This window comes from Streptomyces sp. NPDC051561, assembly GCF_044454195.1.
Classification (GTDB): domain Bacteria; phylum Actinomycetota; class Actinomycetes; order Streptomycetales; family Streptomycetaceae; genus Streptomyces.
Genome location: NZ_JBITDM010000017.1, coordinates 1 through 24,777, shown reverse-complemented (window position 1 = coordinate 24,777; position 24,777 = coordinate 1). Strand labels below are relative to the sequence as shown.

The window sequence follows — 24,777 nt, the reverse complement described above, 5'->3', positions numbered from 1 at the left end:
CCGTCGTAGGTGCTCAGCGCCCCTCCCGCTCCAGTTCGTCCGCCGGTACCAGGCCGGGCACCCGGGGCGCCTCGGCAGGCTCCAGCAGCACCGAGCGGAAACCGTCCACGCCCGCCGGGACATCACCGTCGAGGGTGATCCGGCGGACCACCCGCGGCTGGTCGTCGTAGTCGTTGACCGCGTAGTGCTGGGTGGCCCGGTTGTCCCAGATCGCCACGTCACCGACCTGCCACTGCCAGCGCACCAGGTTCTCCGGGCGTTCGATGTACCGCTGGAACAGGTCGATCAGCGCCCGGCTGTCCGCCGTCGGCAGCCCCGCGATGCGCTGGACGAAGTTGCCCAGCAGCAGGGTGCGCTCGCCGGTCACCGGGTGGACCCGCACCACCGGGTGCTCGGTGCGGAACTTCGTCGACACGAAGACCTGCCGGAACAACTGCGCGACCTCGCCGCCGTCGGCCCCGCCCGGCCCCCGGTGCCCGATCCGCTCCGCGTAGTCGTAGTCGTTGCTGTGCACGGCGTGCAGCGAGTCCGCGAGCGTCCGCAGCGGCACCGGCAGATCGTCGTACGCCGCCGCCGTGTTCGCCCAGACCGTGTGCCCGCCGCGCGCCGGGATCTCCAGCGCACGCAGGACCGACGCCTTGGGATACGCCGGTACGAAGGTGACGTCCGTGTGCCACTGGTTGGCGCGCACCCCCTTGGTGGCGTCCAGCTCGAAGACGTACCGCCCGTCGGCGGACGGCACGGTCGGGTGCGAGACAGGGTGGCCGAGCCGGCGCGCGAACTCCTCGTGGGTGGCGTCGTCGAGGTGGTCCTGGCCCCGGAAGAAGATCACCTTGTGGGTGTGGAGGGCTTCCTCGACGGCGGTCAGCGTCGCCTCCGGCAGGTCGCCGGAGAGCCTGACGCCGCTGACGACGGCGCCGATCCGGCCGGATATCGGGGTGACGTCGAGGGAGCTGAGAATGCTGGCGGTCATGGGCGTACTCCTCCGGGCGCAATGAACGGACCTACTGATCAAGGGAGTTGACCGGCAGCGGGGGAGGGCCCCGCTGCCTCCCGTCCATCGTGGCGCCCGGTCGTTGCCACACTGTGGCGGCGGCATGAAAGTCGCCCCGGAAGGTTTCAGGGGTACGTTGCTGCGGCTTGGGGGGCGTCGGCGAGGCCTCAGAGGTACGCCGGAAGGGCTTCAACGGTACGTCGCTCAGGCCGGTGCCGCGCCCGCCCCGACCGCGCGGGCCGCCACCGGCCTGGTCTCCGGCAGGAGTGCGAAGCACCCCAGGCTGAGCACCGCCATCCCCGTCAGATACCCGGCCACACCCCATGGCGGCCCCGCGCCCTGCGACAGGGCCGTCGCGATGATCGGGGTCAGCGCACCGCCGAGCACCCCTGCCAGGTTGTAGCCCACGGCCGCCCCCGTGCACCGCACCCGCGGCTCGTACAGCTCCGGCAGATAGGCACCGACCACCGAGAACATCGCCGCGAACGACAGCGCCCCGCCGAGGAATCCGAGGAACATCCAGACGGGCTCGGCGGTCGAGAGCAGCGCGATCATCGGGAAGACCCACAGCGCACTGATCGCACACCCCGTCAGACACATCGGCCGCCGCCCGAACCGGTCGCCGAGCATCGCGGCCAGAGGAATCAGCGGCCCCTTCAGGAACACCGCAGCCATGATGCAGCCGAGCATCACCGTCCGGTCCACGCCGAGCTTCTCCGTCCCGTGGGCCAGCGCCCAGGTCGACATCGTGTAGACCAGCGCATATCCGAGGGAGAGCGCGCCGGCCGTCAGCAGGACCAGCCGCCAGTGCCCGCGCACGATCTCGGCGAACGGCGCCCCGGACCGCTCGTCCTGCTCCGCCAGCCGCCTGAAGTCCGGTGTCTCCTCCAGCGACGTACGCAACAGCAAACCGGCAACCGCCAGCACCCCCGCGAACCAGAACGGCACCCGCCACCCCCACGCGCTGAACTGCGCATCGGTCAGCAGCGCCGACATCGCCAGCATCACGCCATTGGCCAGCAGGAATCCGATCGAGGGACCCGTCTGCGGGAAACTCGCCCACAGCGCACGGCGGTTGGCGGGCGCGTGCTCGGCGGTCAGCAGCACCGCCCCGCCCCACTCGCCGCCCAGGCCGAGCCCCTGGAGGAAGCGGAGCAGGAGCAGCAGGACCGGCGCGAGGATGCCGAGCGAGGCGTACGTGGGCAGACAGCCGACCGCGACCGTGGCCGCCCCGGTCAGGATCAACGACAGGAAGAGAACAGGACGCCGGCCGTAGCGATCGCCGATGTGTCCGAAGAGAACAGCACCGATCGGACGGGCCAGAAAGCCGACACCGAAGGTGCCGAAGGCGGCGAGGGTGCCGGCGAGCGGCGAGAAGGACGGGAAGAAGAGCGGCCCGAGGACCAGGGCGGCGGCGGTCCCGTAGAGCGCGAAGTCGTAGAACTCGATGGCGGTCCCGGCGAGGGAGGCGGTCGCGAGGCGGAGCATAGAGGGGGCGGTGGGTGCGGGAGGGGCGGCGGGTACCCGAGGGGCGGTGGGTGTGGGAGGGGCGGTGGTTTCCACCGGCGGGCCCGGTGATCCTGAAGCATGCATGCGGCCCTCGATACCCCACCGGCCGCCGCCTCAAGTGGCGTACTCCACTAGTCGTACCGACGCGCCGACGAAGATCACTCCAGTACCCCTCGTGGCCCTCACCCCATGGGCAACTGGAAGGTGTGGCGGGTCTGCCAGCGCTGCCCGGTCACCAGGGTGACCTTGCCGCTCGTCATGCCGTAGACCACCGACCACTGGGTGTGCTGCTGGGCGACCGTCCGCAGCAGATCCACCGACTGCCCGGTGTTGAGGACGCCCTTCGCTCCGTCGAGAACCCCGGTCGCCGCCTTGTAGCGCCAGTCCTTGAGGCGCTCGGCTGCCGGGGTGTCGGCGAAGGTGAAGTTGACCGCACCGTTCCACGGCTTCCGGCCGCGCTCGGCGACCTTGATCCTCCCGCCGGCCAGTTCGACCACGGCCGAGTCGCCCTCGCGGTCCGCGAGGAAGTAGTGCAGCGGAGGGCTGTCGGTGAAGTCGATCTCGTAGTCGTCGAAGAGCCTGAGGGCCTCGCCGACGGTGGCGGCCCGGTCGAGGATGATCCGCACGATGCGCGTACTGCCCACCTTCCGCCCGGACTTGGGCCCGTCCGCCCGGTCGACGGAGGCGAATCCGACCGCGAGCCCCCTGGCGTTCATCCCGTCGAAGGGCAGCAACGGGGCCTGGAGCAGCCCCTTCCTGGTGCGCTCCGCACGGAAGTCGGCGTCGGAGCGGACTCCGAGATAGGTGGTGTCGACCACCGACACCGACGCGTATCCGTCCGGAGGCGCGGTGAACAGCACCAGTGCCGGGCCGTGCTGCCAGTCGAAGTTCCGCGCGAACTGCGGGTCCTTGCTGTTCCCGTACGCGAAGAAGAGCGAGCAGCCGAACCCCGCGTCCGGCGGCACGGTCGGCGGGCGCACCTCCTGGAGCCTGTCGTACGTCCCGTCGTACCGCATCACCCACAGCGGATGGTCGTCCACCTTGCGCAACGACTTCAGCTTGCCCCTGTCCACCGCGCCCATGACGCTGCCGGGGCTCGTCGGGGCCGGGCCCCGCGGCGGGTCCGCGGCCGACGTGCAGCCGGAGAGGAACAGGGCAACTGCCAACAGTGGTACGGCAGTCAGTGACACGGCGGTTGCGGTTCGGGGCTTCTGCACGACTCGGCCCTCCCTGTGCGTCCCACTATGCGCACGGAACGGTTGCCACCGGGAGGGCCCGGCCGTACGGCTGCCAAGGGCCGGTCGCACGGGCTGCTGAGGGCCCGCGTTGGGCGCGGGAGCGCTACCAGCCGCGCTCGCGCCACTCGCCCAGCTTCGGCCGCTCGTCGCCGAGCGTGGTGTCGCCGCCGTGCCCCGGGTAGACCCAGGACTCGTCGGGCAGCCGGTCGAACAGCTTGTGCTGTACGTCGTCGAGCAGTGTCACGAACGCCGCCGGGTCGCCCCAGGTGTTGCCCACCCCGCCCGGGAAGAGGCAGTCGCCGGTGAAGACGTGCGGATGGCCGTGCGGGTCGTCGTAGATCAGCACGATGCTGCCGGGGGTGTGCCCGGTGAGGTGCCGTGCGGTCAGCTCGACGCGGCCGACCCGGACGGTGTCGCCGTCCTGAAGCAGTACGTCGGTGGGGACCGCGATGCCCTGGGCGTCGTACTTCCCCGCGCAGGTCCGCGCGCCGGTGGCCGCCACGACCTCGGCGAGCGCCTGCCAGTGGTCACCGTGCTGGTGGGTGGTGACGACGGACATGATCCCGTCGTCTCCGATCAGCCGGAGCAGGGTGTGCGGCTCGGCGGCCGCGTCGATCAGCAGCTGCTCGCCGGTGTACCGGCAGCGCAGCAGATATGCGTTGTTGTTCATGGACCCGACCGCGACCTTGGAGATCATCAGGTCCGTGAGCTCGTGCACATCCGCAGGTCCGCCGACCTTCACCGCTCCGCTGTACGTCATACCCGGCAGCCTAGCTACAGCGGCGGGAGTACGGGCAGCGCGCCCCCGGACGCGTTCAGTGCGGCTGGGTCCCGGCGGCCCGCCAGCCAGCCGAGCAGATCAGCGGCCTCGCCCGTCACGGTGACCGCGTCGCCGTCCGTGCAGCCGGTGCTCCACTGCCGTCCGTCGGCGGCGGTCAGCGTGGTCGGGGCCACCGCGGCATTGCCGGAGAAACGGTCCGCCAGGAACGCGATCTCCCTCCCGGTGAACTCCTCGGGCAGATCCTCCAGGCCGTACCCGATCCCCAGGTCGACATGGTGCAGCTCGACCTCGATCAGCCGCCGGAAGGGCACCCGGGACGCCACGTCGGTGATCCCGTTGCGCAGCTCCACGGTCCGCGACCAGTCGGCGTCCGCGTCGGCCGCCCGCGCGAAGGCGTCCGCGGTCGTACGTACGTCCGCCAGCTGCACGTCGAGGGGGCGCGGGGCGTCGCGGTCGATGTCGCCGTCCCGGGTCTCGGCGCTCGCGTACATGGGGCGACCTGCGAGGACGTTCAGCAGGGCGTCGGCGTTGCGGGCGAGGTGAGCCAGTACATGACCGCGGGTCCAGCCGGGGAGCCGTGACGGTTCGGCGACGGCGGCGTTGTCCAGCTTGGCCGCGGCGTCGAGCAGACGGTGTGTGGCGTCGCTCAGCAGGGCCAGATCGTGCACATGATCATTCATGAGGCAGACGATAGGCCGCCGTGCAAGGCTGGGCCACTCGTTCGGGTGAAGCAGGCGGCGAACGTCCTCTAATCGAATGTGCGTGCTATACGCTCGAAGGGAACATCCGAGTCCCGGGAAACCGTTGTACGGACGGTGCACCGTGACTCGCGATCCGGACCGGCAGTCTGGACGAGCAGTCCGGACCGGCAGTCCGGTGCACGTGTGACACCCCCAGCAGCTCCCCGGCAGTACCAGCGATTCCCCGCAGTAGTGAACCCCCAGCAGCCTGCTTTCCGGCACCCTGCTTCTCTCTCAAGAAAGGTGCGGACCGGCGTGGCCGACCGTCTCATCGTTCGTGGCGCTCGCGAGCACAACCTCAAGAACGTCTCGCTCGACCTTCCCCGCGACTCCCTCATCGTGTTCACGGGGCTCTCCGGGTCGGGCAAGTCCTCCCTCGCGTTCGACACGATCTTCGCCGAGGGGCAGCGCCGTTACGTCGAGTCGCTCTCCTCGTACGCCCGGCAGTTCCTCGGTCAGATGGACAAGCCGGACGTCGACTTCATCGAGGGCCTCTCGCCGGCGGTCTCCATCGACCAGAAGTCGACTTCGCGCAACCCGCGCTCGACGGTCGGCACCATCACCGAGGTCTACGACTACCTCCGCCTGCTCTTCGCCCGCATCGGCAAGCCGCACTGCCCCGAGTGCGGCCGCCCGATCTCCCGGCAGTCCCCGCAGGCCATCGTCGACAAGGTGCTCGAACTGCCCGAGGGCAGCCGGTTCCAGGTGCTTTCCCCGCTGGTCCGCGAGCGCAAGGGCGAGTTCGTCGACCTCTTCGCCGAGCTCCAGACCAAGGGCTACAGCCGCGCCCGGGTCGACGGCGAGACCATCCAGCTGTCCGAGCCGCCCACGCTCAAGAAGCAGGAGAAGCACACCATCGAGGTGGTCATCGACCGCCTCACGGTGAAGGAGAGCGCCAAGCGCCGCCTCACCGACTCCGTCGAGACGGCCCTCGGGCTGGCCGGCGGCATGGTGATCCTGGACTTCGTGGACCTCGACGCGGACGACCCGGACCGCGAGCGGATGTACTCCGAGCACCTCTACTGCACCTACGACGACCTGTCGTTCGAGGAGCTGGAGCCGCGCTCGTTCTCCTTCAACTCGCCCTTCGGCGCCTGCCCCGACTGCTCCGGCATCGGTACGCGGATGGAGGTCGACGCCGAGCTGATCGTGCCCGACCCGGACAAGTCCCTCGACGAGGGCGCCATCCACCCCTGGTCGCACGGCCACACCAAGGACTACTTCGCCCGCCTGATCAACGCCCTGGCGAGCGAACTGGGCTTCAGCACCGAGATGGCCTGGGCGGGACTCCCGCAGCGCGCCAGGAAGGCCCTCCTCCACGGTCACAAGACCCAGATCGAGGTCCGCTACCGCAACCGGTACGGGCGCCAGCGCGCCTACACCACCTCCTTCGAGGGTGCGGTCCCGTTCGTGAAGCGCCGGCACTCCGAGTCCGACAGCGACTCCAGCCGCGAGCGCTTCGAGGGGTACATGCGCGAGGTGCCCTGCCCCACCTGTCAGGGCACCCGCCTCAAGCCGCTGATCCTCGCGGTCACGGTGATGGACAAGTCCATCGCCGAGGTCTCCGCCATGTCGATCAGCGAGTGTGCGGACTTCCTCGCCCAGCTGACCCTCAACGACCGCGACAAGACGATCGCCGAGCGGGTCCTCAAGGAGGTCAACGAGCGGCTGCGGTTCCTGGTCGACGTCGGCCTGGACTACCTCTCCCTCAACCGTCCGGCCGGCTCGCTGTCCGGCGGCGAGGCCCAGCGCATCCGGCTCGCCACCCAGATCGGCTCCGGTCTGGTGGGTGTGCTCTACGTCCTCGACGAACCCTCCATCGGCCTGCACCAGCGCGACAACCACCGCCTCATCGAGACGCTGGTCCGGCTGCGTGACATGGGCAACACCCTCATCGTGGTCGAGCACGACGAGGACACCATGAAGGTCGCCGACTGGATCGTCGACATCGGTCCGGGCGCGGGCGAGCACGGCGGCAACGTCGTGCACAGCGGCTCCATGAAGGGCCTGCTGGCCAACAAGGAGTCGGTCACCGGCCAGTACCTCTCCGGCAAGCGCGTCATCCCCACCCCGGAGGTACGCCGCCCCGTCGACCCCGCCCGTCAGCTGGTCGTCCACGGCGCCCGCGAGAACAACCTCCGCGACATCGACGTCTCCTTCCCCCTGGGCGTCCTGACCGCCGTCACCGGAGTCTCCGGCTCCGGCAAGTCCACCCTGGTCAACGACATCCTCTACACCCACCTCGCCCGTGAGCTGAACGGTGCGCGCAGCGTCCCCGGCCGGCACACCCGGGTCGCCGGCGATGACCTCCTCGACAAGGTCGTGCACGTCGACCAGTCACCCATCGGCCGCACCCCCCGCTCCAACCCCGCCACCTACACCGGTGTCTTCGACAAGATCCGCAAGCTGTTCGCGGAGACCACCGAGGCGAAGGTCCGGGGCTACCAGCAGGGCCGGTTCTCCTTCAACGTCAAGGGCGGCCGCTGCGAGAACTGCTCCGGTGACGGCACCATCAAGATCGAGATGAACTTCCTGCCGGACGTCTACGTCCCGTGCGAGGTCTGTCACGGTGCCCGCTACAACCGCGAGACCCTCGAAGTCCACTACAAGGGCAAGAACATCGCCGAGGTGCTCAACCTGCCGATCGAGGAGGCCCTCGCCTTCTTCGAACCGGTCACCTCGATCGCCCGCTACCTCGCCACCCTCAACGAGGTCGGCCTCGGCTACGTCCGCCTGGGCCAGGCCGCCACCACCCTCTCCGGTGGCGAGGCCCAGCGCGTCAAGCTGGCCGCCGAGCTCCAGAAGCGGTCCTCGGGCCGCAGCGTCTACATCCTCGACGAGCCCACCACCGGCCTCCACTTCGAGGACATCAGCAAGCTGATCAAGATCCTCGAAGGCCTCGTCGAGAAGGGCAACTCGGTGATCGTCATCGAGCACAACCTCGACGTCATCAAGACCGCCGACTGGGTCGTCGACATGGGCCCCGAGGGCGGAAAGGGCGGCGGCCTGGTCGTCGCCGAGGGCACCCCGGAGGAGATCGCGGGTGTGGCCGCCAGCCACACCGGCAAGTTCCTCCGCGACATCCTGGATCCGAGCAGGATCAGCGACGCGGGGACGGCCGGAGCCGGTGCCGGCAGGAAGGCCCCGGCCCGCAAGGCGACGGCGAAGAAGACGGCCCCGGCCAAGAAGGCCCCGGCCAGGAAGGTGGTGGCGGCCAGTACCGCCGCCCCCGCCAAGGCCGCCCCGGCGAAGAAGGCGGCCACCGCCAAGAAGGCCGCTCCGGCGAAGAAGGTGGCGGCCACCAAGAAGGTGGCCACCGCCAAGTCCTCGGCCACCGCCAAGAAGACGACCCGCTGATCGGGTAGCGCTTCGAGGCCGCATCCGCCCCCCTGGGGGTGCCCCGTCGGGGGCACGACCCAGGGGGGCGGACCTGTTCCCACCGCGCCCGGTCCGCCCGGTCACCGCCCCTGGTCCGCCCCGTCACCGGACCGGGTGCGTCACCCCCCACCACGCCCCCGGTATCGTCGACCCCGGTCCGTCGCTGCCCCACCCGCCCCACCCCGCCCTCGTACCACTGGAGACACCATGTCCGGCCAGCCCACCCCCCGCCGCACCGTGCTCAAGGGCGCCGCACTGGCCGGCGCGGCCGGACTGGGCGTGGCCGCCTGCTCCACCGAGTCCAAGCTCGGGCACGCCGAGACGCCGACCCCGACCGCCCCGGTCGACCTCGGCGACGCCACCGCCGTGCCGGTGGGCGGCGCCAAGCTGTACCGCGAGCAGCGCCTCGTCGTCAGCTGCCCCAAGAAGGGCGAGTACAAGGCGTTCAGCGCCCAGTGCACCCACGCGGGCTGCGTACTGGACAAGGTCGAGGCCAACGAGGGCAACTGCCCCTGCCACGGCAGCCGCTTCGACGTCACCACCGGCCAGGCACTCAAGGGTCCGGCCACCGCCCCGCTGCCCGCCGTCCCGGTCAAGCTCAAGGACGGCAAGCTGGTCGCCGGCCCGGACGCCTGAGGCCCCGGCGCCCGAACCCCGGCCGGGGGCGGGACACCGGCGCTGAGCGGCGTACCGCACAGCCGGGTCAGTCCCAGTCCCAGTCCACCCCCAGGATCCCCGGCCGCACCCCCTGCTCCACGAAGTGCACCGTCCCGTGCCGCCCGCTCAGTGTCAGGTCCTGCCGCGCCACCCTCGGCGCGCCCGCCGACACCTGGGCGAAGCGGCGGCACCGCACCGGCAGCGCCGCCTCGTCGAAGGCGACCTGGAGCACGTACTGCCCGCCCGCGAAGCTGAAGCCGCGCACGTACTCGCCGCTCGGACCGCCGGTGCCGTCCTCGAAGCCGTACCCGAAGAGATACGTGTCCCCGGCCCGCAGTCGCGCGTCGAAGAGCAGCTCCGCGACCACCACCCCGGTGTCCCGCTGCCAACGCACCCGCCCGGTACGGCAGTTCTCCCCGGCCCGCACCGCGATCCGCGCCGGATCACACCCCGGGTCGCCGTGGTGGATGGCGAGGTAGCGGTCGATGCCGTCCCGGTGGGCCCGCACCACCTGCTGCGAGTCGCGGCCCAGCATCGCCCGGTCGGCGCCGATCCGTACCCGCTCGTGATGGCCGACCGTATGCAGCCCGCCGTCCTGCGGAGTCTCCAGTTCCGCGAGGATCCGCTCCACCGACCCCGACGCCTCCACCAACGCCCGGTAGGAACGGGTGGCCGGCCGCTGCGCCTCCCCGCCCGGCCCCTCCGCCACCAGCAACCGGATCAACGACTCGGCGGGCAGCTTCAGCACCGCCTCCAACTCCCGCACCGCGCGCAGCGATTCGGGACGCTGCGGGCGCCGCGCCCCCTGCTGCCAGTAACTCAGGCTGGTCACCCCGACCTTGACCCCCCGCCCCGCCAGATGGTGCTGCACCCGCTGCAACGGCAGCCCGCGCAGGGACAGCGCGGCGCGCAGCGCCAGATGGAACGGGCCGGTGCGCAGCAGCAGTTCGAGATCGGCCTCGGCGGGGGCCCGGTCGGTTCCGGCCGGTGCGGGGGGTTCCCCGCCCGGTACGAAAGGGCCGGCGTCCGGCGACGGGTGCTGCCGCATCACAGCTCCTTGGGTGGCGGTGAACATTCACGACGGCACACCGGACCGGCCTGCCGCCGTGGGCGAAGCGGGCAGGTGGCGGGGAACCGGGCGTTCACACCCCGGTCACTCCGTTCACAGCGCCGCGTCACTCCGCATTGAAGCGTGTTGACCTGCACTCGACAACACCCGATGCTCCTCATCAGCGTCCGGACGCGCTCCTCCATCAACCCCCCGCCACGGGAGGAACCGCGATGCGCAAGACCCACAAGAGACGGCTCACGCTGGCCGCACTCGCCACCGCCACCCTGCTCGCCGTCCCCACGGCGACAGCCACGGCCGCACCCGTCCCCGGTGCCGGCCCGGTCGCCCCCGCCGCCGTACAGGACGACCGGCAAGCAGGCGAGCAGGCCCCGCTGCTCGCCGCCAAACGCCTCAACATCACCATGCAGGCCCAGGAGAAGACCAACTGGTGCTGGGCCGCGGCGGGCAACACCATCGCCACCTGGTTCGGCAGGAACTACAGCCAGAACCAGTTCTGCAACGCCGCCTTCAACCGCAGCCAGAGCACCACCTGCCCCAACAACCAGGCCACCCTCGGCAACGTCCAGGACGGCCTCGACTGGGCGGGCATCAACCCCGGCTCGTACGTCACCGGCTATCTGCGCTACCCGACCGTGCAGACCGAGATATCGGCCAACCGACCCATCGAGACCCGCATCCAGTGGCAGAGCGGCGGCGGCCACATGCATGTCATCTACGGGTACGACACGGCCAGCAGCTGGGTCTACTGGGGCGACCCGTGGCAGACCAGCAGCCGCTACAACTGGGCCTCGCACGCCTGGTACGTGAACAACAGCTCCTTCTCCTGGACCCACTCGCTCTACAAGATCGGAGCGTGACGACGATGACCTCCCCCTTCGGACCGGCCTCGCACCTCAGAGCAGCCGCCCTCGCCGCCGTCACCGCCACCCTGCTGCTCGGCGCCACAGCCGAGGCCACCGCCGCCGACAACCCCGCGGCGGGCAACGCCAGGGCAGAGGCCCACAAGGCGGCCGCCGCCCCCGCCACCGTCGACACCCTCGCGCGCTTCTTCGCCCGGGACGGCGCCCTCACCCGCGGCGCCGCCGCCCCCCGCGTCCAGCGGGAAACCGTGGAGGTCAACACGCTCTCCCCGGAGTTCGTCGCGGGCCGGCCCGGCGCCAGGATCGCCGAACTCGAATTCATGGCCACCACCGCGGTCGCCTCCGACGGTCAGAAGGCCTCCCTGTGGACCGCCCCGCTCCGGGGCAAGTGGCAGGTGGTGAACATCGCCACCGGCGACGACGAGACCCGCTACTTCGCCGAAGGCGCCCGCAAGCTCCCCGGCGGCACCGTCTTCCGCGAGCCCCAGATCGACGCCTGGTACGTCGCCGACACCACCCGCGTCCTGCCCCTCGACGCGGACGCCACCCGCGCCGTCGGCGCCGGGGGCACCACCCTGGCCGCCTACGCCGGGCGTGTCCGCGCCGCCTATGCCGACAAGCTCCCCGGCACCGCCTACGCCCAGCAGGGCAAGGCGGGCGGCTACGCCCAGGGAGCCCCGGACGGCACCCCGGCCCCCGCCGCGAGCGCCACCCCCGCAGCCCCGCTGGCCGCCGCCGGCGGAGCCGCACTCCTCGCCCTGGCCGGCTTCACCGTCGTACGCCTGCGCCGCCGCGAACAGCCGTAACCGGCCCCCGCACGGCACACCCGCTCCACCGCCGGGGTGTCCCACCCGGGGCACCCCGGCTGTCAGTGCCCGCAAGTAGGCTGTGCGACATGGCAGACCCCTCCAGTTACCGTCCCAAGCCGGGCCAGATCCCCGACTCGCCGGGGGTCTACAAATTCCGCGACGAGCACCGCCGGGTGATCTACGTCGGGAAGGCCAAGAGCCTGCGCCCGCGCCTGTCCTCGTACTTCCAGGACCTGGCCAATCTCCACCCGCGCACCCGCACCATGGTCACCACCGCCGCGTCCGTGGAGTGGACGGTGGTGTCCACCGAGGTCGAGGCGCTCCAGCTGGAGTACTCCTGGATCAAGGAGTTCGACCCCCGGTTCAACGTCAAGTACCGCGACGACAAGAGCTATCCGTCCCTCGCGGTGACGATGAACGAGGAGTTCCCGCGCGTGCAGGTGATGCGCGGCCCCAAGAAGAAGGGCGTCCGCTACTTCGGCCCGTACGGACACGCCTGGGCGATCCGCGAGACCGTCGACCTGATGCTCCGTGTCTTCCCGGTTAGGACCTGCTCCGCCGGGGTGTTCAAGAACGCGGAGCGTTCCGGCCGCCCCTGCCTGCTCGGCTACATCGGCAAGTGCGCCGCCCCCTGCGTCGGCCGGGTCACCCCCGAGGAGCACCGCGAACTGGCCGAGGACTTCTGCGACTTCATGGCCGGTCGCACCGGCACCTACCTCAAGCGCATCGAGCAGCAGATGATGATCGCCGCCGAGGACATGGAGTACGAGAGGGCCGCCCGCCTCCGCGACGACATAGAGGCACTCAAGCGGGCCCTGGAGAAGAACGCGATCGTCTTCAACGACGCCACCGACGCCGACCTGATCGCCCTGGCCGAGGACGAGCTGGAAGCCGCAGTGCAGATCTTCCACGTCCGCGGCGGACGCGTCCGGGGCCAGCGCGGCTGGGTCACCGACAAGGTCGAGAACGTCGATACGGCGGGTCTGGTCGAGCACGCCCTCCAGCAGCTGTACGGCGAGGAGAGCGGTGACGCCGTCCCCAAGGAGGTGCTGGTCCCCGCACTCCCCGAGGACGCCGCTGCCGTCAACCAGTGGCTGACCGTCCGTCGGGGTGCGAACGTCTCGCTCCGCATCCCGCAGCGCGGGGACAAGAAGGACCTGATGGCCACGGTCCAGCGCAACGCCCAGCAGGCCCTGATCCTGCACAAGACCAAGCGCGCGTCCGACCTGACCACCCGCTCCCGCGCCCTGGAGGAGATCGCCGAGGCCCTCGGCCTGGACGGTGCACCGCTGCGCATCGAGTGCTTCGACATCTCGCATCTCCAGGGGGACGATGTCGTGGCGTCGATGGTGGTCTTCGAGGACGGCCTCGCCCGCAAGAGCGAGTACCGGCGCTTCGAGATCAAGAGCTTCGAGGGCCAGGACGACGTCCGCTCGATGCACGAGGTGATCGGCCGCAGGTTCCGGCGCTACCTCCAGGCGAAGGAGAAGACGGGGGAGTGGGTGGGGGGTGAGGTGGAGCAGGAGGCTCAGGAGGACGAGGGCAGGCCCAAGCGCTTCGCCTACCCGCCGCAGCTCGTCGTCGTCGACGGCGGGCAGCCGCAGGTGGCCGCGGCCCGGCGGGCCCTCGAAGAGCTGGGCATCGACGACGTCGCCGTCTGCGGCCTCGCCAAGCGGCTCGAAGAGGTCTGGCTGCCGGACGAGGACGACCCGGTCGTCCTGCCCCGCAGCAGCGAGGGGCTCTATCTGCTCCAGCGGGTACGTGACGAGGCCCACCGCTTCGCCCTCACCTACCAGCGCAACAAGCGGGCCAAGCGGTTCCGCAGCGGGCCCCTCGACGAGGTCCCCGGCCTGGGCGAAACCCGCAGGCAGGCCCTGCTCAAACACTTCGGTTCGGTGAAGAGGCTGCGGTCCGCCACAATTGACCAGATCTGCGAGGTTCCGGGCATCGGCCGCAAGACGGCCGAGACCATTGCCGTCGCCTTCGCGAACGCGGCCCCGGCCGCACCCGCCGTGAACACGGCGACAGGAGAGATCATTGAGGACGACGAGCCGGCCGCACCCGCGGCCGCCTGGTCGCAGAACGGGGGCAGCACCGATGAGCGAACAGAGCCAACATGATCCGGGTCAGGGCCAGGACCAGGCCCACGACCAGGAACGAGACGGAGCACACGTGAGTACGGGCACGCCGCGGGACACCACCGCCGAGCCGGCCGAGACGCCCATTCCCGAGCTGGTCATCATCTCCGGCATGTCCGGAGCCGGCCGCAGCACGGCCGCGAAGTGCCTGGAGGACCTCGGCTGGTTCGTCGTCGACAACCTGCCGCCCGCGCTGATCCCCACCATGGTGGAGCTCGGCGCCCGCTCCCAGGGCAACGTGGCGCGCATCGCCGTCGTCGTCGACGTCCGCGGCCGCCGCTTCTTCGACAACCTCCGCGAGTCCCTCGCCGACCTCGACGCCAAGGGCGTCACCCGGCGCATCGTCTTCCTGGAGTCCTCCGACGACGCCCTGGTCCGCCGCTTCGAGTCGGTCCGCCGCCCGCACCCCCTCCAGGGCGACGGCCGGATCACCGACGGCATCGCCGCCGAGCGCGACCTGCTGCGCGAGCTGCGCGGCGACGCCGACCTGGTGATCGACACCTCCAGCCTCAACGTCCACGAACTGCGCGCCAAGATGGACGCCCAGTTCGCCGGCGACGAGGAGCCGGAGCTGCGCGCCACCGTCATGTCCTTCGGCTACAAGTACGGCCTGCCCGTCGACGCCGACCTGGTGGTGGACTGCCGCTTCCTGCCCAATCCGCACTGGGTCCCCGAGCTGCGCCCCTTCACCGGCCTCAACGAGGAGGTGTCGGGTTACGTCTTCAACCAGCCCGGCGCCAAGGAGTTCCTCGACCAGTACACCGAGCTGCTCCAGCTGATCGCCACCGGCTACCGCCGCGAGGGCAAGCGGTACGTCACCATCGCGGTCGGCTGCACCGGCGGCAAGCACCGCTCGGTCGCCATGTCCGAGAAGCTGGCCGCCCGCCTCGCCTCCGAGGGCGTCGAGACCGTCATCGTTCACCGGGACATGGGGCGCGAGTGACCAACCGCACTGTCCGGCTGCGCCGACTGCGCCGGGTGACTCCCGCGCAGGACGGCCGGCCCGCCCCGCGCGCCGCACGCGGCAAGCGCGGCGCCACCCCCAAGGTCGTCGCCCTCGGCGGGGGCATGGGCCTCTCCGCGTCGCTCGCGGCCCTGCGCCGTATCACCGGCGACCTCACCGCGGTCGTCACCGTCGCCGACGACGGCGGCTCCAGCGGCCGGCTCCGGGAGGAGCTGGGCGTGCTGCCCCCCGGCGACCTGCGCAAGGCGCTCGCGGCGCTCTGCGGCGACGACGACTGGGGCCAGACGTGGTCCCGCGTCATTCAGCACCGCTTCCAGTCCAAGGGCGACCTGCACGAGCACGCGGTCGGCAATCTGCTGATCGTCGCCCTCTGGGAACAGCTCGGTGACCACGTCCAGGCCCTGGACCTGGTCGGCAAACTGCTCGGCGCGCACGGCCGGGTCCTGCCCATGTCGGCGGTCCCGCTGGAGCTCCAGGCGCTCGTACGGGGTCACGACCCGGAGCGCCCGGACGACGTGGACACCGTACGGGGGCAGGCGACGGTCGCGCTCACCCCCGGCGAGGTCCAGTCGGTGCACCTGGTACCGCACGATCCGCCGGCGGTTCCGGAGGCCGTGGCGGCGGTTCGTGACGCCGACTGGGTGGTTCTCGGACCCGGTTCCTGGTTCTCCTCGGTCATCCCCCACCTGTTGGTGCCGGAACTGCTTGATGCCCTGGTGGAGACCAAGGCGAGGCGGATTCTGTCCCTCAATCTGGCGCCCCAACCGGGCGAAACCGAGGGCTTTTCACCGCAACGTCATTTGGAGGTTTTGGCCCGACACGCCCCTAAACTCGCCCTCGACGTGGTGCTGGCCGATCAGGCCGCCGTGCCCGACCTTCCCTCACTCGCCGATGCCGCAAAGCGGTTCGGTGCGACGGTCGAGCTGGCGCCGGTGGCCCGGCCCGACGGAGCCCCCAAGCACGACCCGGAGCTCCTGGCAGCCGCGTACGACCGTATTTTTCGGATGCATGGAAGGATCGGCCCATGGCGATGACGGCAGCGGTGAAGGACGAAATCTCCCGGCTCCCCGTCACCCGGACCTGCTGCAGAAAAGCGGAGGTCTCGGCGATCCTCAGGTTCGCGGGCGGGCTGCACCTGGTGAGCGGCCGCATCGTGATCGAGGCGGAGCTGGACATCAGCTATGCGGCACGCAGGCTCAAGAAGGACATCCTGGAGATCTTCGGGCACAGCTCGGAGCTGGTGGTGATGGCCCCCAGCGGACTGCGCCGGGGTTCGCGTTTTCTCGTAAGGGTCGTGGCGGGCGGCGATCAGCTGGCGCGCCAGACCGGGCTCGTGGACGGCCGCGGGCGCCCCATCCGGGGACTTCCCCCTCAGGTGGTCTCGGGGGCCACCTGTGACGCCGAGGCGGCCTGGCGCGGGGCCTTCCTCGCGCACGGCTCGCTCACCGAGCCGGGCCGCTCCTCCTCGCTGGAGGTCACCTGCCCCGGCCCGGAGGCGGCGCTCGCGCTGGTCGGTGCGGCCCGCAGGCTCTCCATCGGAGCCAAGGCGCGCGAGGTGCGCGGCGTGGACCGGGTGGTGGTGCGGGACGGCGACGCGATCGGCGCCCTGCTGACCCGGCTCGGTGCGCACGACTCGGTACTGGCCTGGGAGGAGCGGCGGATGCGCCGCGAGGTCCGCGCCACCGCCAACCGGCTCGCCAACTTCGACGACGCCAACCTGCGCCGCTCGGCGCGCGCCGCGGTCGCCGCGGGCGCCCGTGTGCAGCGCGCGCTGGAGATCCTCGGCGAAGAGGTGCCCGAGCACCTGGCCGCCGCGGGACGGCTGCGCATGGAGCACAAGCAGGCCTCGCTGGAGGAGCTGGGCGCACTCGCCGACCCGCCGCTCACCAAGGACGCGGTCGCCGGGCGCATCCGCCGGCTGCTGGCCATGGCGGACAAGCGCGCCCAGGACCTCGGCATTCCCGGTACGGAGTGCAATCTGACCGAGGACATGACCGAGGAGATCGAGGAGGAGATGGCCAAGGGCCTGGCGAACGGATTGGCCCAGGGAGTGGCCGGCTGACGGCCCTTGCCCCGCCGCTCATGGCCGGAACTTCACTGAACCCCTGACTCCGTTTCAACGCGCTGCCCCTGACGCCCACTTGGGTGTCAGGGGCATCCTCTTTGGGTCCGTTATGCCCTATTGACATGACCATGAATGGTCATGATTCTGACGTCTGTTCACTCACGTGACGGACAACAGCAAGGGGGGCACATGAGACGCAGAGCGAGATCGATCCTCGCCGCTTCTTCACTGCTGATAGCCGGAGTTGCGGCCGTACCCGCAGCCGAGGCACAGCCCGCCGGGAACAACGCCGCTGGGGGCGGCGACAGCATCTCGGTGTGGAACGCCAAGGTCACCCAGGCCCAGGTGCCGCTGCTGCTCAGGGCGGGCACCGACGGCCACGAGCTCAACGAGCGGGTGCCCGCCAAGGGGACCGCCACGGTCCAGCTGATCCTCAGCGCCAAGCAGGCCGCCGAACTCCGCGCCGAGGGCGTCGAGATCAGCGAGCACAAGGTCGCGAGCACCGCGAGGGCCGCGGCCCCCGGCGACGGCGTGTTCCGCCCGTACAGCGGAAAGGACGGCCTCCAGGAGGAGCTGCTGGCCACCGCGCAGAAGTACCCGGACCTCACCAAGCTGGTCTCCATCGGCAAGACCGTCCAGGGCAAGGACATCCTGGCGCTCAAGCTGACGAAGAACGCCAAGAGGTCCGCCGACGGCTCCAAGCCCTCGACGCTGTACATGTCCAACCAGCACGCCCGTGAGTGGATCACCCCGGAGATGAACCGGCGGCTGATGCACCACTACCTGGACAACTACGGCAAGGACAGGACCGTCACCAAGCTGGTCGACTCCAGCGAGGTCTGGTTCCTGCTCAGCGCCAACCCGGACGGCTACGACTTCACCCACGCCGCCCCCGCCAACCGCCTGTGGCGCAAGAACCTCCGCGACACCAACGGCAACGGCACCATCGAGACCGGCGACGGCATCGACCTCAACCGCAACTTCGCCTACAAGTGGGGTTACGACAACGAGGGTTCGTCCCCCGACCCGTCCGACGAGACCTTCCGCGGCCCGACCCCGAACTCGGAGCCGGAGACCAAGGCGCTGGACGCCTTCCAGAAGCGCATCGGCTTCAAGTACGCGATCAACTACCACTCGGCCGCCGAACTGATCCTGTACGGCGTCGGCTGGCAGGTGGCCACCGGCACCCCCGACGACGTGCCGCTCAAGGCGCTCGCCGGAACCCCGGAGAAGCCGGCCGTCCCGGGCTACCACCCGCAGGTCTCCTCCGAGCTCTACACCACCAACGGCGAGGCCGACGGCCACGCGGGCAACGTCAACGGCATCAAGATGTTCACGCCGGAGATGTCCACCTGCCAGACCGTCTCGAACCTCGACCCCAACGACCGCTGGAACGCGCGGGACTGCCAGTCGGGCTTCAACTTCCCCGACGACGAGAAGCTGATCCAGCAGGAGTTCGCGAAGAACATCCCCTTCGCGATATCCGTGGCGCAGACCTCGCTCACCCCCGACCAGCCGGTCTCCTCGGTCGGCATGGACGCCCCCGACTTCACCCTGGACGCGTTCTCCGCCTCGTACGCCCGTGACAAGGACCAGGAAGTGAACGTCACGGCCCGCAAGTCGGTCCGCGACAAGGAGCTCAGGTACCGCGTCAACGGCGGCAAGGTCCACGACCAGGCCCTCAAGGCCTGGGACGGCGGCGAGGTCTACGGCGACGAGGACAACGTCTACTTCGACGACTACCGCGCCAAGGTCCAGGACGGCAGGCCTGGCGACAAGGTCGAGGTCTGGTTCACCGGACGCACCAGGGCCGGAAAGCCCACCTCCAGCGAGCACTTCACCTACACCCTCGCCAAGCGCCCCAAGGCCGCCCACCTGGTGGTCGCCGAGGAGGGCGCACCGGCAACCGAGGTGCAGAAGTACGTCGACGCGCTGAAGGCCAACGGCCGTTCGGCCACCGTCTGGGACGTCGCCACCCAGGGCGCCCCGCACGCGCTCGGCGTCCTCGGCCACTTCGACTCGGTCGTGCACTACACCGGCTCCTCGGTGCCCGGCGGCGCGACCCAGCTCCAGCTGCGGGCGTACCTCAACGAGGGCGGCAAGCTGGTCGAGGCCGGCGAGAAGGCGGGCGGTGCGGCCAAGCTCGGCCCGGCCGACACCAATGACTTCAGCCAGTACTACCTCGGCGCCTACGGCCGGGTGAACACCGCGGGGGCCACCGGCCTGGCGGGTGCGGGCGCCCTGGGCGGGGTCACCACCCCGCTGACCGGCACCCCGGCCAACCCGCTGGACACCGCGGGCTCCTACCTGGTGACCTCCGACGCGCTGCCGCCGGCCCAGTTCCCGCAGTTCAGGAGCGCCCAGGCGGGCCGCTACACCGGCGTCACCAACCCGTACGCGCCGTTCGAGGGTCAGGGCATGGCCTCGGCCACCAGCGACAACAGCAACTACAAGCGGCTGACCCGCACCGTGGATCTCACCGGGGTCACCGCGGCCGACGCGCCGAAGCTGAAGACGGCGCTCAACTGGAACACCGAGGAGGCCTACGACTTCGCCCTCCTGGAGGCGCGCACCGCGGGTGCCGACGACTGGACCACGCTGCCCGACCTGAACGGCCAGTCCTCCAGCGCCGTGCCCGCGCAGTGCAACGAGGGATTCCTCCTCGCCGACCACCCGTTCCTGGCGCACTACCTGACGCAGAGCGCGACCGCCTGCACGGCCAGCGGCACCACCGGCTCCTGGAACGCCTTCACCGGCATCTCGGGCGGCTGGAAGCAGGTCGCCTTCGACCTGAGTGCCTACGCCGGGAAGAAGGTCGAGCTGTCGCTGGCGTACGTCACCGACCCCAGCTCGCTGGAGCGCGGTGTCTTCGCCGACAACGCCCGCCTGAGCATCGGCGGCGCGGACCAGGCGGTGGACGGCTTCGAGACCGGCCTGGGCACCTGGGCGCCGACCGCACCTCCGGCCGGCAGCCAGGCGGTGGCCAACCCGTGGGCACGCACCGGCGAGCTTTTCCAGACGTACGCGGCCATCACCACGCGTGACACCGCACTCCTGGGCTTCGGCCTGGAACACGTCCCGGACGCGGGCCAGCGCGCCAAGATCCTGGAGAAGGCGCTGAAGAGCATCAAGGGCTGAGCGAGGGCCCGCTCATCTGTTGTCAAGACTCCCTCCTGATGCTCACGCAGAGTAGTCGGGGCGAAGGTCCCGACGGCCCGTACTACCCGCTTCATTACTGGGGAGTACGGGCCGTTGGCCCATGTCCGGACCCCACTCGGTCGTACGTGATGCGACGCCAAGGTCTACGGAGAGGTAGGGTCGGAGGCGGTCGGGGACATCCCATACAACTCGCCGTGGCGTCGAAACCCGGCGTACCAACGAGGAGATCGGTTCGTGACGATCCGCGTAGGCATCAACGGCTTCGGCCGCATCGGGCGCAACTACTTCCGGGCGCTGCTGGAGCAGGGTGCGGACATCGAGATCGTGGCTGTCAACGACCTGGGTGACACTGCGACCACCGCACACCTTCTGAAGTACGACACCATCCTGGGCCGTCTCAAGGCCGAGGTGTCGCACACGGAAGACACCATCACCGTCGACGGCCACACCATCAAGGTGCTGTCCGAGCGCAACCCGGCCGACATCCCCTGGGGTCAGCTGGGCGTCGACATCGTGATCGAGTCGACCGGCATCTTCACCAAGAAGGCGGACGCCGAGAAGCACATCGCCGGTGGCGCCAAGAAGGTCCTCATCTCGGCTCCGGCCAAGGACGAGGACATCACCATCGTGATGGGCGTCAACCAGGACAAGTACGACGCCGCAAACCACCACGTCATCTCCAACGCCTCCTGCACCACCAACTGCGTGGCGCCGATGGCCAAGGTTCTCGACGAGAACTTCGGTCTGGTCAAGGGCCTGATGACGACGGTCCACGCGTACACCAATGACCAGCGCATCCTGGACTTCCCGCACTCGGACCTGCGTCGTGCCCGCGCCGCCGCCGAGAACATCATTCCGACCACGACGGGTGCCGCCAAGGCCACCGCCCTGGTCCTCCCGCAGCTCAAGGGCAAGCTCGACGGCATCGCGATGCGCGTGCCGGTCCCGACCGGTTCGGCCACCGACCTGGTCGTCGAGCTCGGCCGCGAGGTCACCAAGGACGAGGTCAACGCCGCGTTCAAGAAGGCCGCCGACGACGGCGACCTGCACGGCTTCCTCACGTACACCGAGGACCCGATCGTGTCCTCGGACATCGTGGGCGACCCGTCGTCCTGCACCTTCGACTCCTCCCTGACCATGGTTCAGGAGGGCAAGACGGTGAAGATCCTCGGCTGGTACGACAATGAGTGGGGCTACTCGAACCGTCTGGTCGACCTGACCGTCTTCGTCGGCGGCCAGCTCTAATCCAGCACTGAGAGCACCATGATGTGAGCGACAGGGCTCGGGCGGCGCAGCGCAGCGCGGTTCGGGCCCTGACGCACGTCCAGCACTACCGAGGAGCACTGTTCATGAAGACGATCGACGAACTTCTCGCCGAAGGGGTCACCGGCAAGCGGGTCTTCGTCCGCGCCGACCTCAACGTGCCGCTCGACGGCACCACGATCACCGACGACGGCCGCATCCGCGCCGTGCAGCCGACCATCGCCAAGCTCGCCGCCGCCGGCGCGCGCGTGATCGTCGCCTCCCACCTGGGCCGCCCCAAGGGTGCCCCGGACCCCGCGTTCTCGCTCGCCCCGGCCGCCGCCCGGCTCGGTGAACTCCTCGGTTCCGACGTCGCGTTCGCGACCGACACGGTCGGCGAGTCCGCCCGTACGACCGTCGAGGGCCTCGCCGACGGCCAGGTCGCGGTCATCGAGAACCTCCGCTTCAACGCCGGTGAGACGTCCAAGGACGACGCCGAGCGCGGCGCCTTCGCCGACGAGCTCGCGGCCCTCGCCGACCTGTACGTCGGCGACGGCTTCGGCGCCGTGCACCGCAAGCACGCCTCGGTCTTCGACCTCCCGGCCCGCCTGCCGCACGCGGCCGGCGACCTCATCGCCACCGAGGTCGGCGTCCTGAAGAAGCTCACCGACGACGTCAAGCGCCCGTACGTCGTCGTCCTCGGAGGTGCCAAGGTCTCCGACAAGCTCGGTGTGATCGACCACCTGCTGGAGAAGGCCGACCGCATCCTGGTCGGCGGCGGCATGGCGTACACCTTCCTCAAGGCCCAGGGCCACGAGGTCGGCATCTCGCTGCTGCAGGAGGATCAGGTCCCGACGGTGCTGGAGTACCTGTCGCGCGCCGAGAAGAAGGGTGTCGAGTTCGTCCTGCCGGTCGACGTCCTGGTCTCGTCGGAGTTCCCCGACCTCAAGACCAAGGCCCCGGCCAACCCCACCACGGTCGCCTTCGACGCCATCCCGGCCGACCAGGAGGGCCTCGACATCGGCCCGAAGACCCGTGAGCTGTACGCTGCGAAGCTGGCGGACGCGGCCACCGTCTTCTGGAACGGGCCGATGGGCGTCTTCGAGCACCCCGACTACGCGGGCGGCACCGCGGCCGTCGCACAGGGCCTGCTGGACTCCGACGCCTTCACGGTCGTCGGCGGTGGCGACTCCGCCGCCGCGGTCCGCATCCTGGGCTTCGACGAGAACAAGTTCGGCCACATCTCGACCGGCGGCGGCGCCAGCCTCGAATACCTGGAAGGCAAGAGCCTGCCCGGCCTTGTCGCACTGGAGGACTGATCACAGCATGAGCACCACCCCTGACAACGGCACCCGCACCCCGCTGATGGCGGGCAACTGGAAGATGAACCTCAACCACCTTGAGGCCATCGCCCACGTCCAGAAGCTCGCCTTCGCACTGGCCGACAAGGACTTCGACGCGGTCGAGGTCGCGGTCCTGCCGCCCTTCACCGACCTGCGCTCGGTGCAGACGCTGGTCGACGGCGACAAGCTGAAGATCAAGTACGGCGCCCAGGACATCTCGGCGCACGACTCCGGTGCGTACACCGGTGAGATCTCCGGCTCGATGCTGGCCAAGTTCAAGTGCGCGTACGTCGCGATCGGTCACTCCGAGCGCCGCCAGTACCACAACGAGAACGACGAGGTCGTCAACGCCAAGGTGAAGGCCGCGTACAAGCACGGCCTGACCCCGATCATGTGCGTCGGCGAGGGCCTGGACATCCGCAAGGCCGGCAACCAGGTCGAGTACACGCTCGCCCAGGTCGACGGCGGCCTCAAGGACATCCCGGCCGAACAGGCCGAGTCCATCGTCATCGCCTACGAGCCCGTCTGGGCCATCGGCACCGGCGAGGTCGCCACCCCCGAGGACGCGCAGGAGGTCTGCGGGGCGATCCGCGGCCGTCTCGCCGAGCTGTACTCGCAGGAGCTGGCCGACAAGGTCCGCATCCAGTACGGCGGCTCGGTCAAGTCGGGCAATGTGGCCGCGATCATGGCGAAGCCGGACGTCGACGGCGCCCTGATCGGCGGCGCGGCGCTGGACGCGGACGAGTTCGTCAAGATTGTGCGATTCCGCGACCAGTAATCGGCAGCGGTCATACCGCAGTGAGTAGGCCCTCGGGCCGATCCGTCGTACTCTGACGGGGCCGGTGGCCAGCCACCGGCCCCGTCGTATGTCTAGTTCCGAGGAAGTTGGTCCAGCCGTGGTTATGGGGTTCTCGATCGCCCTGATCGTATTCAGCCTGCTGCTGATGCTGCTGGTTCTGATGCACAAGGGGAAGGGCGGCGGCCTCTCCGACATGTTCGGCGGCGGCATGCAGTCGTCCGTCGGAGGGTCCTCGGTCGCCGAGCGCAACCTCGACCGGATCACCATCGTCGTCGGGCTGATCTGGTTCGCGATCATCGTGGTGCTCGCGCTGCTGATGAAGCTCAACGGCTGAGTGGCCGTCGCTGTCGCGGACGACCGGTCGCACGACCGGTCGTCTCCGGTACACCGGGGCGGGCGCGGCCTATCATGGGCCGTGCGTCCCGCCGCCGGGGTGTAACTCCCGTCACTGGACGCGCGTTGAGCCTTATCTACACTGGGCGCCCGCCGTGAAGCCGCTCGCCGAAGCTTCGCAGCACCATCACGCAGGGAGTTACGACCGTGGCAAGTGGCAACGCGATCCGGGGAAGCCGGGTCGGAGCGGGCCCGATGGGTGAGGCAGAGCGCGGCGAGTCCGCGCCCCGCCTGCGCATCTCCTTCTGGTGCTCCAACGGGCACGAGACACAGCCGAGTTTCGCCAGCGACGCAGCTGTTCCGGACACCTGGGACTGCCCGCGCTGCGGATTCCCGGCCGGACGGGACAGGGACAACCCGCCGGCCCCGCCCCGCACCGAGCCGTACAAGACGCACCTCGCGTACGTACGGGAACGGCGCAGCGACGCGGACGGCGAGGCGATCCTCGCGGAGGCACTGGCGAAACTGCGCGGAGAGATCTAGCTCCGCGGAGAGATCTGGCTCCGCGGAGGAATCTCGCTCCGCCGGAAGATGTGCGCAAGGTTTCGGAGAGGTGGGGGGGGGGGGGGGGGGGGGGGGGGGGCGGGGGGGGGGGGGGGGGGGGGGTGTGGGTGGGGGGGGGGGGGCGACTGGATG

Annotated in this window: 20 protein-coding genes; 14 read left to right on the top strand and 6 right to left on the bottom strand. The window is 70.1% G+C overall.

What is annotated here, in order from left to right; translation table 11 throughout:
• Positions 1 to 13 precede the first annotated feature (13 nt).
• The 5 genes from ACIA73_RS29705 to ACIA73_RS29685 form a co-directional block, all read right to left on the bottom strand.
• Complete coding sequence (locus tag ACIA73_RS29705; protein ID WP_399441900.1) at positions 14 to 973, bottom strand: TauD/TfdA dioxygenase family protein; 960 nt, start codon at positions 971 to 973, stop codon at positions 14 to 16.
• Between the two features lie 225 nt (positions 974 to 1,198).
• Positions 1,199 to 2,482: an MFS transporter gene (locus ACIA73_RS29700; protein ID WP_399441899.1), complete on the bottom strand. Its 1,284-nt coding sequence runs from the start codon at positions 2,480 to 2,482 to the stop codon at positions 1,199 to 1,201.
• A gap of 203 nt (positions 2,483 to 2,685) precedes the next feature.
• Positions 2,686 to 3,720, bottom strand: a complete 1,035-nt coding sequence (locus tag ACIA73_RS29695) for a carcinine hydrolase/isopenicillin-N N-acyltransferase family protein (RefSeq protein WP_399441898.1) — start codon at positions 3,718 to 3,720, stop codon at positions 2,686 to 2,688.
• A gap of 124 nt (positions 3,721 to 3,844) precedes the next feature.
• Entirely contained in the window at positions 3,845 to 4,501 is a 657-nt protein-coding gene (locus ACIA73_RS29690; RefSeq protein ID WP_399441897.1) for an MBL fold metallo-hydrolase, read from the bottom strand.
• A 14-nt stretch (positions 4,502 to 4,515) separates the two neighbouring features.
• Positions 4,516 to 5,202, bottom strand: a complete 687-nt coding sequence (locus tag ACIA73_RS29685; protein ID WP_399441896.1) for a maleylpyruvate isomerase family mycothiol-dependent enzyme — start codon at positions 5,200 to 5,202, stop codon at positions 4,516 to 4,518.
• A gap of 315 nt (positions 5,203 to 5,517) precedes the next feature.
• Here ACIA73_RS29685 and uvrA point away from each other — a divergent pair, with 315 nt between their 5' ends.
• Positions 5,518 to 8,619: an excinuclease ABC subunit UvrA gene (uvrA, locus tag ACIA73_RS29680; RefSeq protein ID WP_399441895.1), complete on the top strand. Its 3,102-nt coding sequence runs from the start codon at positions 5,518 to 5,520 to the stop codon at positions 8,617 to 8,619.
• Between the two features lie 228 nt (positions 8,620 to 8,847).
• Positions 8,848 to 9,276: a Rieske (2Fe-2S) protein gene (locus tag ACIA73_RS29675; RefSeq protein ID WP_399441894.1), complete on the top strand. Its 429-nt coding sequence runs from the start codon at positions 8,848 to 8,850 to the stop codon at positions 9,274 to 9,276.
• A gap of 67 nt (positions 9,277 to 9,343) precedes the next feature.
• Here ACIA73_RS29675 and ACIA73_RS29670 read toward each other — a convergent pair whose 3' ends face one another.
• Positions 9,344 to 10,345 (bottom strand): hypothetical protein, encoded by a 1,002-nt coding sequence (locus ACIA73_RS29670; RefSeq protein WP_399441893.1) that lies wholly within the window; start codon positions 10,343 to 10,345, stop codon positions 9,344 to 9,346.
• 233 nt (positions 10,346 to 10,578) lie between these two features.
• On the opposite strand from ACIA73_RS29670, the gene ACIA73_RS29665 reads away from it, so the two are divergent.
• The 12 genes from ACIA73_RS29665 to ACIA73_RS29610 all read left to right on the top strand — a co-directional run bounded on the left by ACIA73_RS29665 (position 10,579) and on the right by ACIA73_RS29610 (position 24,624).
• On the top strand, positions 10,579 to 11,226 hold the full coding sequence (locus ACIA73_RS29665) for a papain-like cysteine protease family protein (RefSeq protein ID WP_399441891.1): 648 nt from the start codon (positions 10,579 to 10,581) through the stop codon (positions 11,224 to 11,226).
• A 5-nt stretch (positions 11,227 to 11,231) separates the two neighbouring features.
• The gene (locus ACIA73_RS29660) at positions 11,232 to 12,035 is read left to right on the top strand and encodes a hypothetical protein (protein WP_399442043.1); all 804 of its coding nucleotides are present in this window, start codon (positions 11,232 to 11,234) and stop codon (positions 12,033 to 12,035) included.
• Positions 12,036 to 12,124: 89 nt separating this feature from the next.
• Positions 12,125 to 14,158, top strand: coding sequence for an excinuclease ABC subunit UvrC (uvrC, locus tag ACIA73_RS29655; protein WP_399441890.1), 2,034 nt, complete (start codon positions 12,125 to 12,127; stop codon positions 14,156 to 14,158).
• Complete coding sequence (gene rapZ / locus ACIA73_RS29650; RefSeq protein ID WP_399441889.1) at positions 14,136 to 15,119, top strand: RNase adapter RapZ; 984 nt, start codon at positions 14,136 to 14,138, stop codon at positions 15,117 to 15,119. Before uvrC ends, rapZ begins: the two co-directional genes overlap by 23 nt.
• On the top strand, positions 15,116 to 16,174 hold the full coding sequence (yvcK, locus tag ACIA73_RS29645) for a uridine diphosphate-N-acetylglucosamine-binding protein YvcK (protein WP_399441888.1): 1,059 nt from the start codon (positions 15,116 to 15,118) through the stop codon (positions 16,172 to 16,174). Before rapZ ends, yvcK begins: the two co-directional genes overlap by 4 nt.
• Positions 16,165 to 17,202 (top strand): DNA-binding protein WhiA, encoded by a 1,038-nt coding sequence (gene whiA, locus ACIA73_RS29640; RefSeq protein WP_399441887.1) that lies wholly within the window; start codon positions 16,165 to 16,167, stop codon positions 17,200 to 17,202. The genes yvcK and whiA overlap by 10 nt, the downstream gene beginning before the upstream one ends.
• A 192-nt stretch (positions 17,203 to 17,394) precedes the next feature.
• The gene (locus tag ACIA73_RS29635; RefSeq protein WP_399441885.1) at positions 17,395 to 20,343 is read left to right on the top strand and encodes a M14 family zinc carboxypeptidase; all 2,949 of its coding nucleotides are present in this window, start codon (positions 17,395 to 17,397) and stop codon (positions 20,341 to 20,343) included.
• 255 nt (positions 20,344 to 20,598) lie between these two features.
• The gene (gene gap / locus ACIA73_RS29630) at positions 20,599 to 21,609 is read left to right on the top strand and encodes a type I glyceraldehyde-3-phosphate dehydrogenase (RefSeq protein WP_399441884.1); all 1,011 of its coding nucleotides are present in this window, start codon (positions 20,599 to 20,601) and stop codon (positions 21,607 to 21,609) included.
• A gap of 104 nt (positions 21,610 to 21,713) precedes the next feature.
• Positions 21,714 to 22,925, top strand: a complete 1,212-nt coding sequence (locus tag ACIA73_RS29625) for a phosphoglycerate kinase (protein WP_399441883.1) — start codon at positions 21,714 to 21,716, stop codon at positions 22,923 to 22,925.
• Positions 22,926 to 22,932: 7 nt separating this feature from the next.
• Complete coding sequence (gene tpiA, locus ACIA73_RS29620; RefSeq protein WP_399441882.1) at positions 22,933 to 23,727, top strand: triose-phosphate isomerase; 795 nt, start codon at positions 22,933 to 22,935, stop codon at positions 23,725 to 23,727.
• 124 nt (positions 23,728 to 23,851) lie between these two features.
• Positions 23,852 to 24,082, top strand: coding sequence for a preprotein translocase subunit SecG (secG, locus tag ACIA73_RS29615; protein WP_399442041.1), 231 nt, complete (start codon positions 23,852 to 23,854; stop codon positions 24,080 to 24,082).
• A 206-nt stretch (positions 24,083 to 24,288) separates the two neighbouring features.
• The gene (locus tag ACIA73_RS29610) at positions 24,289 to 24,624 is read left to right on the top strand and encodes an RNA polymerase-binding protein RbpA (RefSeq protein ID WP_399441881.1); all 336 of its coding nucleotides are present in this window, start codon (positions 24,289 to 24,291) and stop codon (positions 24,622 to 24,624) included.
• Positions 24,625 to 24,777 lie beyond the last annotated feature (153 nt).